Source organism: Limosilactobacillus sp. (genome assembly GCF_040772465.1).
Lineage (GTDB): Bacteria > Bacillota > Bacilli > Lactobacillales > Lactobacillaceae > Limosilactobacillus.
Window position 1 is genome coordinate 96,716 of sequence record NZ_JAXGYB010000001.1, and the last position, 12,991, is coordinate 109,706.

12 protein-coding genes are annotated in these 12,991 nt (G+C 46.0%); 4 read left to right on the top strand and 8 right to left on the bottom strand.

Features of this window, described 5'->3' with window-relative positions; all coding sequences use genetic code 11:
• Window positions 1-40: 40 nt before the first annotated feature.
• Window positions 41-2,137, bottom strand: a complete 2,097-nt coding sequence (locus AB3114_RS00330; protein ID WP_367341270.1) for an LTA synthase family protein — start codon at window positions 2,135-2,137, stop codon at window positions 41-43.
• Between the two features lie 126 nt (window positions 2,138-2,263).
• Window positions 2,264-4,564, bottom strand: a complete 2,301-nt coding sequence (gene helD / locus AB3114_RS00335) for an RNA polymerase recycling motor HelD (RefSeq protein WP_367341271.1) — start codon at window positions 4,562-4,564, stop codon at window positions 2,264-2,266.
• Between the two features lie 168 nt (window positions 4,565-4,732).
• Between helD and AB3114_RS00340 the strand changes: the two genes are divergently transcribed.
• The 3 genes from AB3114_RS00340 (at window position 4,733) to hflX (ending at window position 7,445) form a co-directional block, all read left to right on the top strand.
• Complete coding sequence (locus AB3114_RS00340) at window positions 4,733-5,383, top strand: DedA family protein (RefSeq protein ID WP_367341272.1); 651 nt, start codon at window positions 4,733-4,735, stop codon at window positions 5,381-5,383.
• A gap of 78 nt (window positions 5,384-5,461) precedes the next feature.
• The gene (locus AB3114_RS00345) at window positions 5,462-6,130 is read left to right on the top strand and encodes a histidine phosphatase family protein (protein ID WP_367341273.1); all 669 of its coding nucleotides are present in this window, start codon (window positions 5,462-5,464) and stop codon (window positions 6,128-6,130) included.
• Window positions 6,131-6,155: 25 nt separating this feature from the next.
• Complete coding sequence (gene hflX / locus AB3114_RS00350; protein ID WP_367341274.1) at window positions 6,156-7,445, top strand: GTPase HflX; 1,290 nt, start codon at window positions 6,156-6,158, stop codon at window positions 7,443-7,445.
• Between the two features lie 94 nt (window positions 7,446-7,539).
• Here hflX and AB3114_RS00355 read toward each other — a convergent pair whose 3' ends face one another.
• The 6 genes from AB3114_RS00355 to AB3114_RS00380 form a co-directional block, all read right to left on the bottom strand.
• Entirely contained in the window at window positions 7,540-8,100 is a 561-nt protein-coding gene (locus AB3114_RS00355) for a TetR/AcrR family transcriptional regulator (RefSeq protein WP_367341275.1), read from the bottom strand.
• 206 nt (window positions 8,101-8,306) lie between these two features.
• Window positions 8,307-8,891 carry a TetR/AcrR family transcriptional regulator gene (locus AB3114_RS00360; protein WP_367341276.1) on the bottom strand — a complete coding sequence of 195 codons (585 nt, stop codon included), beginning with the start codon at window positions 8,889-8,891 and terminating at the stop codon, window positions 8,307-8,309.
• Window positions 8,892-9,139: 248 nt separating this feature from the next.
• Entirely contained in the window at window positions 9,140-9,955 is an 816-nt protein-coding gene (locus AB3114_RS00365; RefSeq protein ID WP_367341277.1) for a DUF6681 family protein, read from the bottom strand.
• Window positions 9,956-9,969: 14 nt separating this feature from the next.
• Complete coding sequence (locus tag AB3114_RS00370) at window positions 9,970-10,437, bottom strand: hypothetical protein (protein WP_367341278.1); 468 nt, start codon at window positions 10,435-10,437, stop codon at window positions 9,970-9,972.
• Window positions 10,438-10,516: 79 nt separating this feature from the next.
• The gene (locus AB3114_RS00375) at window positions 10,517-11,074 is read right to left on the bottom strand and encodes a guanylate kinase (RefSeq protein ID WP_367341279.1); all 558 of its coding nucleotides are present in this window, start codon (window positions 11,072-11,074) and stop codon (window positions 10,517-10,519) included.
• Window positions 11,067-11,492, bottom strand: a complete 426-nt coding sequence (locus tag AB3114_RS00380; RefSeq protein ID WP_367341280.1) for a bis(5'-nucleosyl)-tetraphosphatase — start codon at window positions 11,490-11,492, stop codon at window positions 11,067-11,069. Before AB3114_RS00380 ends, AB3114_RS00375 begins: the two co-directional genes overlap by 8 nt.
• Before the next feature lie 98 nt (window positions 11,493-11,590).
• Between AB3114_RS00380 and AB3114_RS00385 the strand changes: the two genes are divergently transcribed.
• A complete protein-coding gene (locus AB3114_RS00385) occupies window positions 11,591-12,979 on the top strand; it encodes an APC family permease (protein WP_367341281.1) in 1,389 nt (462 codons plus the stop codon).
• The last annotated feature ends 12 nt before the right edge of the window (window positions 12,980-12,991 follow it).

A 12,991-nucleotide genomic window follows, 5' to 3' on the forward strand; every position in this document is an offset into this window, starting at 1 on the left:
CCTTATTTAGCAAACAAGCCCTTTAATTGCTTGTTTTAATTTACTTGGCCTTTGGGAACTTCAGCGTTGGGTCAGCCTTCAATTCTGGCGCATCCGTCGAATATTCATCAAAGGTACTCTGATTGTTGTTTTCAGCCTTCACACTCGTCTTCTTCTTCTTTTGAGCGTGCTTCAGCTGCTTCAAACCATGGTTCAAGTTGTAGTTATAATCCTTCTTGTTGACTTTCTTGAAGCCTGGCAAGTGGTAGAACCGCAGAAGGTCACCATTCATGACCTTATCAGACAAACCAAGCTCAGTGGTGACGTAGTGCTGGATATCATCCAGTTGCTTCTTCTGGGCCTTGGTCTGGTGTTTAATCTGCTTACCAGTCTTAGTGTAGTAAACATCGCCATCGTACTTGGTGTACTTAGGTGTGACGAAGTCGCCATCACGGAAGGAAACAATTTGGTTACGCTGTTTAGATAACAAGTCTTGACCAAATTGGATGTAGTTCTTGGAGCTCATCCCCAGCAGGTCTTCCAGTGTTGGCAGTACATCGATTTCACCACCATAAGTGTGGTTAATGCCACCCTTCAGACCTTCCATGTTGATCATAAATGGTACCTTCTGGAACATGGCCAGCTGGTAATTATTGACTTTCTTGGTCTTCAGGATCTTGTCAATTGCGCCCATGTGGTTGTTGGAAATGCCGTAGTGGTCGCCATACAAAATCAAAATACTGTTCTTCCGCAGACCGGTCTTGTCCAGGTAATCCAGCAATTCTGCAATGGATTGGTCAAGGTAGTGGGCCGTCTGAATGTATGGATCGACGGTCTTGTCACCAGTATGCAGCTTGCCGATGGACTTGTTCTGCTTATCCAGCAAGTATGGATAGTGGTTAGTAACCGTGATCAGCTTAGCATAGAACGGTTGTGGCAATTGCTCAAGATAGTAAGAGGAATCCTTCAGGAAAATCTTATCCTTGATCCCGTAGCCCTTGTCGTAATTCTTAGTAACTGGGAAGTAATTCTTACTGAAGAAGTACTGGTAACCCATAGATTTGTAGGCGTTGTCCCGGTTCCAGAAACTCGGAACATCCCCGTGGAACGAAGCGGTCGTGTAACCACGTTGATCCATCAAAGCAGGCATGGCCTGGAAAGTATTGGTTCCACCATCGGTAACGAAGGCTGATCCTTCAGGCAAACCAAAGAGTGAGTTCTCCAGCATCATTTCAGCGTCAGAAGTCTTCCCCTGGGCAACCTGGTGGAAGAAGTTATCAAAAGCCATCGTGTCGCTAGCGTGGTACAGCTTGTTCAGCGTTGGCGTTACTTCTTGCCCATGATATTTATAGTCAATCAAGAACTGCTGGAAACTCTCCAGGTGAATGATGAAGACGTTCTTCCCTTTAGCAGTCCCATAGTACTGGATATTAGGGCTCGCATAGTTGCTCTTTAAAAACTTACGAACTGGTTTCAGCTGGTTAGCAGAAGCCTTAGATTTAATTGCGTTGTTCTGACCAGTCTTAATCCCATCATAAATGGTATAAGCCTGTAAACCGAGATATTTAACGATGTAGTTGTTATCGAAAGTCCGTGTAAGCAGCTGGGAACGGTTGCTTTCGGCCATCCCCAAGTTAACGCCAAACAGCACAAAGCCCAGTGCTGTGATGGTCAGAGCATAGCGCACTTTAAAGTAACGCATGTCGACCCTGATTAAGTGGGTTAACAGGACCACTATCAGGATAATCACATCGACATAAACTAAAAAGTCACTCGGCCGAATGATTCCAGCCAAACTTTTACCAAGGTTGTTCGACGTTGCACTGGAGCCCTTAATTAGGTTGAAAGTGATAAAGTCGGAAAACTCCCGGTAATAGAGGATATTGGCAAAAAGCCAGGTTGACAGCAAGAAGTTAATGATGCTCATCAGCCAATAAGACAAGCGCCCGCGGAAATAAAGGGCAATGCCGATAAAAATCAGTGCCCCCGGAATGGTGTTAAAGGCCAGCAAGAAATGTTGGACACTGCCCTTAACCCCCAGGTTAAATTTATTTTGGTACGCCCAGTAGCTCTTGAGGGCAAACAAGACTACTGTCAAAAGAAAGAAGCCGAGCTTGGTGTTAAGACCAGCCCGCAGCTTCCGCACCGCTGTTTTCATAATTGTGCCTCCATTACAAGATCAAGTTTCATCATACCTTAACCACCAGAGATAGCAACTACCAAAGCCGGATTTTCTGAAATGTTAAAAAAAATATCACCTATCTGCAAACTTTCGGTAATATTCTTATTCCGTCCTGTACTCGTCTTTTGGCACCCGATCAAGGAGTGGCGTAGCCTGACCAATCGCGATTAATGTTAATTCGTGCATGGCACGTGAACAAATGGTGTACAACAGGCGGCGTTGATCATCACGATCATACTGTTTGTCGTTAGCGTTCCAAACGATCGTCGCGTCAAATTCCAAGCCCTTGGCCAGGTATGATGGGACGACAATGGTCCCAGGAGTCAAACGCTGGTTCTCGGTTTTAATGAGGGTGGCCTTGACACCACGTTGCTTCAGCAGATCCGCAATGCGTTCACTATCCGCCAGGGATTTACCGATCACGGCTGTCGTATCGTGTTCCTTGCTGTAGGCCTTCAGCGTGTCGACGACTGTATCAGCCGCAGTCGCTTCATCTGTCGCGGTCAAAACACGTGGCAGCTTGCCATTCCGGTTAAATGGCTCGATTGCTTCGCCATTAATCAACAGGTGCTTGGTAAAATTAGTGATCTGCTTAGTCGAACGGTAGGTCTTCGTCAATTGCATGACCTTGATCTTATCCTGATCAAACATTTCACCAAGTTGATGAAGCAAGGCATGGCTATTGTTATTGGTAAAGATGGCCTGGTTAAGGTCACCCAGCAGGGTGAATTTGGCTTCTGGGAAGCAGTATTTCAGGTAGGCCAGCTGGAATGGGTCGTAATCCTGTACTTCATCGATAAAGACGTAGCGCATCTCGCGCTGACCAATCTTCCCCGTCAGCAAGTCATACAGGTAGAGGTAAATGCTGACACCACTGGCACTCATCTTATGATTGCGAAGGTCATCCACCGTCTGATCGACAAAGGACAGCCACTGTTCTTCCGTGATCCCGGCTTTATCCAGATCGATAATCTTTGGTGTCACCCGCATCAGGTGGACATACTGGGCATTGATGTTGATCCAGCGGTTGTGGTCGATGGCACGCTTAATAGGCTGGAAGGCCTTCATCACGATCTGCCGAGCCATGAACCGGTACTCCTCTTGTTCATCCTTGAATTCACGCGGGTGATCGCGAAAGAGGTCATCGATTTCTTCCCGGCTCAGCGTTTGAACTCGCTGTTCAACCCATTTAGACCGTATCTCACTGCCAACCCGCCGGTTCAAGTACTTCACCAATTCTTCCTTAGTACCATCCAGGCGGTTGCCCAAGTTGTAGTTATTATTGAAAGAATAGTAGATTTCTTTAATCTTATCCTTGCTCAGGAAGACCTTTTTGCCAAACATCAGGTTACGGAAATGCAGGTTGGCGTGTCCAAGGTGGTTGGCGTAACGCGTTTCGGTATCGAAGTATTCGCGACTCGTCAAGAGATTATTGATTTTATGTGCAGTCTCATCCATCGTCTCTTCAAAACGTTCTTGCAGGTTTTGCACGTGGAGGCGCGGCACCCGACGATCAACATACTGGAAATAGGTCATCTGGACCATGTTATGTTCACCCAGCTGTGGCAAAACAGAGTCCACGTAGTCGTTAAAAAGCTGGTTAGGTGAGAACATGATGACTTGGGAACTATTGAGGTTGCCACGGTAACGGTAGAGCAACCAAGCCACACGTTGTAAGACCACCGCCGTCTTACCAGAGCCGGCAGCACCTTGGACGAAGAGAAGGTCCGCCTTTGTGTTACGAATAATTTGGTTTTGGGTGCGCTGAATTGTCGTGACAATCGACTTCATCTTCGTCCCCGAGTGGTTACTCAGGGCATTCAATAGCATCTGATCGGTAACAGCTTCATCCGTATCGTAGAGGGTCACGATGACTCCATTTTCGATCTGGAACTGCCGCTTGAGTTTAACGTCGACATCCTGTTTGCCATCTGGCGTGTTATAGCTCAGCTTACCTAAACCACCATCGTAGTAAATAGAAGAAATCGGTGCCCGCCAGTCGTAGACCATAAAGTGATCGGGACGGTCCGCAAAAGATGCGAGCCCAATGTAAATTGTTTCAGGCTTTTGGTGGGGCTTGGCCGGCTCTTCAAGAAAATCAATACGGGCAAAGTATGGCTTCGCATGCAAGCGTTTCAGCGTTGATAAACGGTTAGCCGCATGTTGCCAACTGTTTTTTCGTTCATCCAGCATCTGTTGCTGGGCCCGAACAGAGACGGCAGTATCCATCATCCCTGAATAGGTTGTGGTGTTGATGTGAATGTCATCAAAACCCTTATCCAGTTGGCGTGCCTCATGGCGAGCAGTCTGGACATGGCCTTCCGCCTTCTTTTCAGCCTGTTCAATTTTAGACAATACCTGTTTTAAGTGCTTGGTTTCCGAAGAAAGTACCGGATCAGTCAAAACGATATCCTCCTTATATACGTTCAAATAGTTGATAGATAATTATAGCATAGCTGCCAACGAGATGACGCTTCCAACGACTTTGCAAAAGAATGCTTAAGGTCAGTTCGTTTCTCTGGTGGACAGACTTTCCCTTAGGTAAAATAGATGGTAAAAGGAGGTCATCAATTGGATATCATTTACACGCTAACCCACCTACCACAGCTGTTGCTGACCCTTTTTTCTCTGATCGGCAACTGGGGGTACGTGCTGCTTTTTTTGATGATCTTTGCGGAAACCGGGCTGGTCGTTTTCCCCTGGCTTCCTGGTGAATCATTGATTTTTTTCGCATCGTCCTTTGCGGCCTTCAACCATTCTCCACTGGAGATGCGGATTTTAGTTCCCGTGTTTTTCGTAGCTGCTGTACTTGGCGACTCGCTTAATTACTACATCGGTCGTCGTCTAATTCAGTGGCCGTGGCTAAAGCACCGGGTGGAAGGCCCCAATCTAGATAAGGCGCGGTGGTTCTTTGATAAATATGGATTATGGACCGTTGCCTTTGGCCGTTTCGTGCCCCTTATCCGCACCTTCGTTCCCTTAATTTCAGGGTCAGCTGGCTTACAGTGGCACCGCTTTACTCTAGCTAATTTACTAGGAGTAGCCATCTGGGTGACACTGGGAAGCTGTTGCGGTTACTTCTTCGGTGGTATTCCTTTCGTCAAACAACATTTTTCAGCGATTTTCTTAGCGATCATCATCATCGCCTTGATTCCGGTCACCCTCTTCTTCATCACTCGTCAGATTCGGCGTCATTTGATGAAACGCAACAAGATGATGTAATGGCGAAGTGGATCTACGCGTTCAGCTTTCGGCAATTATGATAAACTGGGATTAACACTGACTAGCGGAGGGAAAAGAATGGCAGTTAACGTATACATCGTTCGTCATGGACAAACTTACCTGAACCTTTATCATAAAATGCAAGGCTGGGCCGATGCACCCCTTACTAAAAGCGGGGTCAATGATGGTATCCGAGTAGGCAAGACCATTGCTAAAGCGGGCATTCACCTCGACTACGCTTTCTGCAGTGATTTAGTACGTGCTGAAAGGACCGCTAAACTGGCATTAAAACAACTACCAGCAGAGGAGCGGCCTGAATTACACGTTGATCCCCGTTTTCGTGAGCTATTCTTCGGATTCTTAGAAGGAATTCCGGTAGTTCAGGGGCTCCAAATACTGAACGGCAACGACAAATACAAAACCTTTGACGCTTACATGCAAGATGTCCCGATGACCAAGATCTGTGACAAAATGCATGATATGGATCCGAAGGGCTGTGCTGAAGCCTACGATCCTTTCATCCACCGTATCGATGAGGGCCTCGATGAACTGCGTCAATTACCGAATGGTAGCAACGTTCTGTTAGTCAATCACGGCATCGTCCTGCGGTGCTTGATGCAACGCATTGATCCAGATGGCAAAATTTATGACTACTCAAACCCAGACAACGGTGCTTTTACCAAGCTCGTCCTTGATGGCGATCAAACTAAATTAATTTACTTCAACGAAAAACAAATTGATGGTTAAATTGCTAGGAGATGCTTAAACCTATATGGATAACAGTACACCGACTGACATACAAAGCCCGGAAAAAGTCATCATTATCGGTCTTAACACGGGCCAAGAAGATTATGAATACTCGATGGTTGAACTGGCTGAATTAGCTCAAGCCAACGGCATGGACGTGGTCGATCGGCTGGATCAACCACTGGATCGCCCCAACCCAGCAACTTATTTTGGCAAGGGCAAAGTCGAAGAATTACGCGAATTCGCGCTAGCAGCCAATGCAACGACGATTATTGCCAACGATGAATTATCACCAAGCCAGCTCAGCAATCTTTCCAAAGAAACTGGCGTTCACGTCATCGACCGCACAGCCTTGATTCTGGAAATCTTTGCTACCCGTGCTAAAACCAAGGAAGCCAAGATTCAGGTTCAAATTGCCCAGTTACAATACCAACTGCCACGTTTGCAAACCGCCGACAATGTCCGTCTGGACCAACAAACCGGCGGCGGTAGTGGCTTTACCAACCGTGGCGCTGGTGAAACTAAACTGGAAATGGACCGCCGGGTCGTCACCAAACAAATTGGCCACTTGCGCCGTGAACTCGCCCAAATTGACCGTGAAGGGCAGGTCAAGCGTCAGCAGCGTGACAAGAGTGAGATCCCAACAGCCGCACTAGTGGGTTACACCAACGCTGGAAAATCGACCTTAATGAACCAGATGATTGCTAACTTTGGTCTTGAGGAAGACAAGCAGGTGTTCACCAAGAACATGCTTTTTGCTACGCTTGATACCAGTGTCCGGCAATTAAATTTCCCGGGAAATAAACGCTGCCTCTTATCTGATACGGTTGGTTTTGTCAGCAAATTACCGACAAAACTGGTAGAAGCTTTTAAATCGACCCTAACTGAAGCAGCTAACGCTGATTTACTCGTTCAAGTGATCGACTACTCCGATCCTCATTACAAGGAAATGATGAAGACCACTGAAAAGACGCTGCACCAAATTGGCATCGAAAATATCCCGATGCTCTACGTTTTCAATAAAGCTGACAAGACTTCAGCAGACTACCCTTCGATGGAAGGCGACCACCAAATCATCATGTCAGCCAAAGATGAAAAGTCAGTCAAAATGCTGCAGCAAGTCATCCAGCGTTTTCTTTTCAAAGATTACGTCACGACAACGATGCTTGTGCCTTTCGACAAGGGACAAGTCATTTCCTACCTCAACGAGCACGGCAACATCATCGATACGAAATACGAGGCTACCGGTACGAGAATGAAGCTGGAATTATCACAAAAAGACGTCGACCGCTACCAAGAGTATGTCGTTGAATAGTCCAAAACAAAAAGCTTGGCAATAACTTTCTCACTCTCGTGAGTATTGCCAAGCTTTTTGTGTACGCTGATAACACCATTGAGAACCAGCATCCCTATTGGTTTTCTTTAGCTTTTTCCACTTTAGTCATGGTCTTCATCAGACCTAAAGCAAAGTCGATCATTTCTTGTTCAGAAACGTCGTAATTATGTTCACGCCACCAATAAAACGTGCCTATGATACCCCCACTAATGACATAGGCTAAGATTTCCGGTTGGTCACTGTGTCGCAAAGCCTCTAAAATTGCATCGTGCGAATCACTATCACGACGACGCAGCAAAATTTCGCTAAGGATCCGTAAAAATTCGCCATGCAACCCGGTATGGTCTTCAGCTCCTGCTAAATTATGAAAAATTTCTTTATGATTATTGACGTAATGAATTAAGGTGCTGACAATAGCTTGTTCACTACCTTGTTCATCAATCATCTGACCAAGCCGGACTTCCAGTGTTTGCTCCAACAGATCGTACTTATCGCGGAAATACCGATAAAAACTACTACGATGAAGCAAGGCTTCTTTGCAGATTTGATCCACCGTCATTTTACTAAACGGTACTTTACCCAAAAGGCTGACCATGGCATTTTGGAAATCTCGCACCGTCCGGTTCATCTTCATCTGAACATCCCTCCGTTAAGTCAACCATGCGGTTAGTAATGTTAAGTGCGTCAGCTCCTATTATAGCAACAACTTGAGCCTTTCAATAATTTTTTTCACTAAAAATTTGGCCAATTTGAATAGTTATTGCCTAATATAATAATGGTTCATGTTTATCGCACTCACCGATAATCATGAACCATTGCTATATTACGAAAAGGAAGTCCTCAGTTTTTGTCATCTGCACCATCGTCAGATGAACTGGAGTCCAAACTGTTTTCCATAGCTCCCACAACTTTGCGAGCATACGCAACCACTTCTTCGGTGGAAACATTGTAATTTTCGGCCCGCCACCAGTACAGGCCACCGACTAAGCTTCCGCTAATCACGTACGCTAGCATGTCTGGATGGTCGCTATCATGAAGCATTCGTAAGACAACATCCTCCCGGCTGTCTTCGCTCTCACTACGCTTGAGTAAGATGTTTTTTAAGATAGTAACCAACTCTAACTGCAATCCTGGATGATCATCATCCGAAAGATGACGGAAAACTTTCTTATTTTGTTGGACCTGCTCAATTAATAACTGGACAATGTCCCGCGATGAATCGTTGCTCTGAACCACTTTGCCAATCCAGTCGTTCATCGTTTGCTCTAAAAGCTGATATTTATCGTGAAAATAGCGATAAAAACTGCTGCGGTGAAGCATTGCCTCTTTGCAGATCTGGTCTACAGTTAGGTGATGAAAAGACGTAGTGTAAAGCGAACGTAAGAGGGCGTTCTCAAAGTCCCGAATGGTACGACTATTCCTCATTTGATCACCTCCATACAGTTCCCCCATCTTCATTATATGTTAGGACTAACTAAAAAGAAGAAAGCATAATCTCAGTTAGTCTCGAAACAAGTCAAAATTGCAAAAATGTGTACAAAAGTGAACTAAACCAATTCAATTTAGGCATGCATTATTCCTATGGTCAGTAAAAAACAGCTTATCTTACCAATTATTAGAATTTGGTAAGATAAGCTGTTATCATCTTGACATTTAGCGATAATTGTGAGCGTTTAACGTTGTCGATTGCGATATGCCACTTGAACCACCAAATGATAATCGCCATCCATCATAATCGTCGATCCCTGGCGCCCAGGAATCTTGTTGGGTCCACCAGTGATCGTCACGTTAGCCAGGTATAACTGGTAGCGATTATGAGCTGTATGAATATCAGTTAGACCCACTTTGGTGATATGTCCAACGGCGCGACGGTCCATCTGGTTAACCCCAATGCAAACTTCCATCAGGCTCTTGCTACGGTCGTGAACCAGCTCAAAATACGGTGGCTGCTGGCCAGCATTCAATTCATCAACTGGTTTGCCCGTTTCTTCGTATTGAGCAATGATGTCGTCATTAGACATCCCATTAAAGTCAGCCGTCAGCAACCCCTGGTCCAGTAACTCTCCCACAACACGATTTAGGTTGTGCTGCTCAATATGGTCGCTGCTGATTTCGGCCGGAATGGTCTCTTCGTTATGATAAATCCCGTTAGATGCCGTATTGACAACCTTGTTGCGACGTTCCCCTTTCTCAGGTTCGGCTTCAACCCCAACGACCTTCCCCAAGTAAGGCGACAGGAAATCAAGGCGCGAAGTATAGCCCAGGAAGTAGTAAATCGCGTTCAAGTACACAAAGTAGGAAACGGCAACCACTGCTAAACAATACAGAAAGCCCCGTAACCAAACCTTATTAATCAACAAACGTGCAGTGACGTAGATCAAATAAAAGTCACCAAGCAACGCAATGATGGTATACACCCGGTTTTTGAGTTTAGTGTTGATATTAAAATAGCTCAAAGAGTGGTTGACCATGTCTAGAAAGCTAAACATTTCGCTAAACCTCCTTAGTTGCCTTGGGTGGTAGCACCTGTACCCTGGTTGCCAGTGCCGGTACTATTATTGCCACCATTACTAGTGGTAGTCCCTGTGTTGGATTGGTTGCCAGTGCTGGTATTAGTGTTGCCAGTACTCTTTTGCTGGCCATTACCACCATTGTTAGTATTGTTATTTTCATTGCCATTAGAACGTTGGCCAGTCTGTGTATTATCGTCATTATTATCATTCTGGTCATCGCTGCTATTATCGTTATTATGTTTAGGATTATTTGATGATGAACTAGCATCCGATGAATCATCATTGCTGTGGTCATCATGATTAACCATGCTGCGTGAGCTATAGCTCGTACTTGTTGAAATCTTAGCCCCTTCATGGGTGTGGGTTGTTTTGTTAACAACTACGTTGGTAGCACCCAGTGCTAAGACGATTGAAACTAATGCAAATGGCGTGATAAACGGTGGTGTTTTCATTGCCATGCTAAACACTCCTTTACTATTGCCTCATCTTAACGCATTTTCACTTGTTCATTGTTTAAATAAATCATAAATTACGTTTTCAGTAACCATAACGATGCATAATGCGGTCTAAACGTCGCTGTGTTATTTGCCAATTGTCATTGAGGACCACGTGAGCAAAAGGTGCAATCTCCACGGGCAGGTGAGCATCACGGCGGTTTTCACTTGCCTGAACGCGTGCTTTAACGTCAGAGATCCTGTCGCCACGCATTTTAATCCGCGTTGTCAGCATTTTCAAATGACTAACCTTCAGAAAAATAATAACCGCCGCGGCGCCGAGCTCGCGGTGGTAAGTAGCTGCTCCCTTTGTATCGAGGACGATCACATCATCCTGGCCATCCTTCCATCCATCTTGCAGTCCCTCCATTGAAGAGCCATAGAGGTGGTGATCATAGTGCACCATCTCCAATAAGTGGCGCTGGCGAATGGATTCTGGCGTCTCAAAGTAGTAATCAACACCATCATGTTCTCCCGGTCGCGGCTGACGGGTGGTATGGGTAATGACCCGGTGCAGATTGTAACGATCACGCAGATAGGCAGCAACAGTCGTTTTTCCTGTGCCAGCGGCCCCCGTGATCACGAATACATGCTTAGTCATGTGCTTGTGACAAATGATCGTTGGCCTCATCCAGCAATTTCTTTAAATTATCATAGGTCAGACGCTTACGTGCATCCTGGTAATCAAACCACCCAGAATTAAGAATTTCTTCTTGCTGCAGTGTCACGCCATCGTCGCCCTTCACTTCAGCAGTATAAAGAGTCATTTGTTTGCGGTTGCCATTTGGCAAGTCATATTCCGTGTAAACATGAAAAGACGTATCAATTGGCAAGTCTAATTTCGTTTCTTCTTTAATTTCACGGTGAGCTGTCTGCTTGAGATTTTCCCCAGCTTCAACGTGTCCTTTCGGAAAGCCCCAGAAATGACCCTTATTTTGGCTTTCTAGCAACAAGTACTGCAACTGGTGGTTATCATCCCACCGGTAAACCACTGCACCACTCGTAACTTCAATTGCCATTGATTGTTCCTCCTTCGCACTCTCACTAAAATCTCATTGACTTTTAATTGAGTGCACAATATTATTATAGTTAATTATACCAAAGGAGCTTCCAAAAGATGAAGTTTAATCTACTGCGGAAGGAAAGCTTGTCCCGTTACCTCGGAGCCGATAAAAACTTTGTAAAATCCATGACTGCCTTTGACCTAGTAGCCATGGGTGTCGGCGCCGTCATCGGAACCGGGATCTTCATCCTTCCGGGGACAGTTGCTGCCAAGACGGCCGGACCTGGCGTAACGTTATCTTTCTTATTCTCGGCGATTGTCTGTGCTTTAGCTGCGATGTGCTACGCCGAATTTTCTTCGGCTTTGCCAGTTGCCGGTAGTGCCTATTCATACGGTAACGTTGTGTTCGGTGAAATTTTCGGCTGGATCCTTGGCTGGGCTTTGATTCTGGAATATATGCTTGCCGTAGCTTCAGTCTCCACCGGTTGGGCTGCCTACTTTCAGTCATTGCTTGAAGATTTCGGGATCAAAATTCCCAAAGCTTTAGCCGGTCCCTTTGATCCATCCCACGGTGTCTACATCAACATCGTTGCCGTGATCATCGTTTTATTAGTCACTGCAATGTTGTCCCACGGGATGCAGACTTCGACGCGGGTTAACGACGTGGCCGTGGTCATCAAGATCGTGATCATCATCCTCTTCTTAGTTGCTGGGGTCTTCTTTATCCGCAAGGCTAACTACCATCCGTTCTTGCCATACCACATGAGCGGGGTTTTCCGCGGCGCCACGACAGTCTTCTTTGCCTACTTAGGTTTCGACGCAGTTTCTTCTTCTGCTGCCGAAGTTAAGGATCCGAAGAAGAACATGCCAATGGGAATCATCGGAACGTTAATTGTGGCAACGGTTCTCTACATGTGTGTCTCCGTTGTCCTGACCGGGATGGTTCATTACACCAAATTGGATGTCGCTAACCCGGTTGCCTTCGCTTTGCAGGTAGTCCACCAAGACTGGATGGCGGGTCTGATTTCCATCGGTGCCCTGATCGGAATGTTCACCATGATGGTTACCATGACTTACTCGAGTTCACGACTGGTTTACTCAATCGGGCGTGACGGTCTGCTACCTTCATTCCTGAGTAAACTGGACAAACATGGTACCCCGCAGATTGCGGTGTGGACCGTCGGCATCATCATCGCCTTGATGGGTGGTCTGGTTTCGCTGGATCAGCTGACAAGCCTTGTTAACATCGGTACTCTGCTGGCCTTCACCTTCGTTTCCTTCGGAATCATTCCTCTGCGGAAGCGTAAAGATATTGGTAACCGCGGGGGCTTCAAAGTACCGCTCTTTCCAGTCCTGCCGATCATCTCTGGGCTCGCCTGCCTGGCAATGATCTGCATGCTGTCAAAGGAAACCTACATCGGTGCGGGCATCTGGTTTGCCCTCGGATTGATCCTCTACTTCTCCTATGGCTACCGCCACAGTAAGATTAATACGGATCGTTAAAATAATTAATAA

Bases quoted from the DNA above. Each gene is read 5' to 3' on its own strand.
- AB3114_RS00330 (WP_367341270.1), bottom strand. From the start codon at position 2,137: ATGAAAACAGCGGTGCGGAAGCTGCGGGCTGGTCTTAACACCAAGCTC.
- AB3114_RS00345 (WP_367341273.1), top strand. From the start codon at position 5,462: ATGGCAGTTAACGTATACATCGTTCGTCATGGACAAACTTACCTGAAC.
- hflX (WP_367341274.1), top strand. From the start codon at position 6,156: ATGGATAACAGTACACCGACTGACATACAAAGCCCGGAAAAAGTCATC.
- AB3114_RS00355 (WP_367341275.1), bottom strand. From the start codon at position 8,100: ATGAAGATGAACCGGACGGTGCGAGATTTCCAAAATGCCATGGTCAGC.
- AB3114_RS00360 (WP_367341276.1), bottom strand. From the start codon at position 8,891: ATGAGGAATAGTCGTACCATTCGGGACTTTGAGAACGCCCTCTTACGT.
- AB3114_RS00365 (WP_367341277.1), bottom strand. From the start codon at position 9,955: ATGTTTAGCTTTCTAGACATGGTCAACCACTCTTTGAGCTATTTTAAT.
- AB3114_RS00370 (WP_367341278.1), bottom strand. From the start codon at position 10,437: ATGGCAATGAAAACACCACCGTTTATCACGCCATTTGCATTAGTTTCA.
- AB3114_RS00375 (WP_367341279.1), bottom strand. From the start codon at position 11,074: ATGACTAAGCATGTATTCGTGATCACGGGGGCCGCTGGCACAGGAAAA.
- AB3114_RS00380 (WP_367341280.1), bottom strand. From the start codon at position 11,492: ATGGCAATTGAAGTTACGAGTGGTGCAGTGGTTTACCGGTGGGATGAT.
- AB3114_RS00385 (WP_367341281.1), top strand. From the start codon at position 11,591: ATGAAGTTTAATCTACTGCGGAAGGAAAGCTTGTCCCGTTACCTCGGA.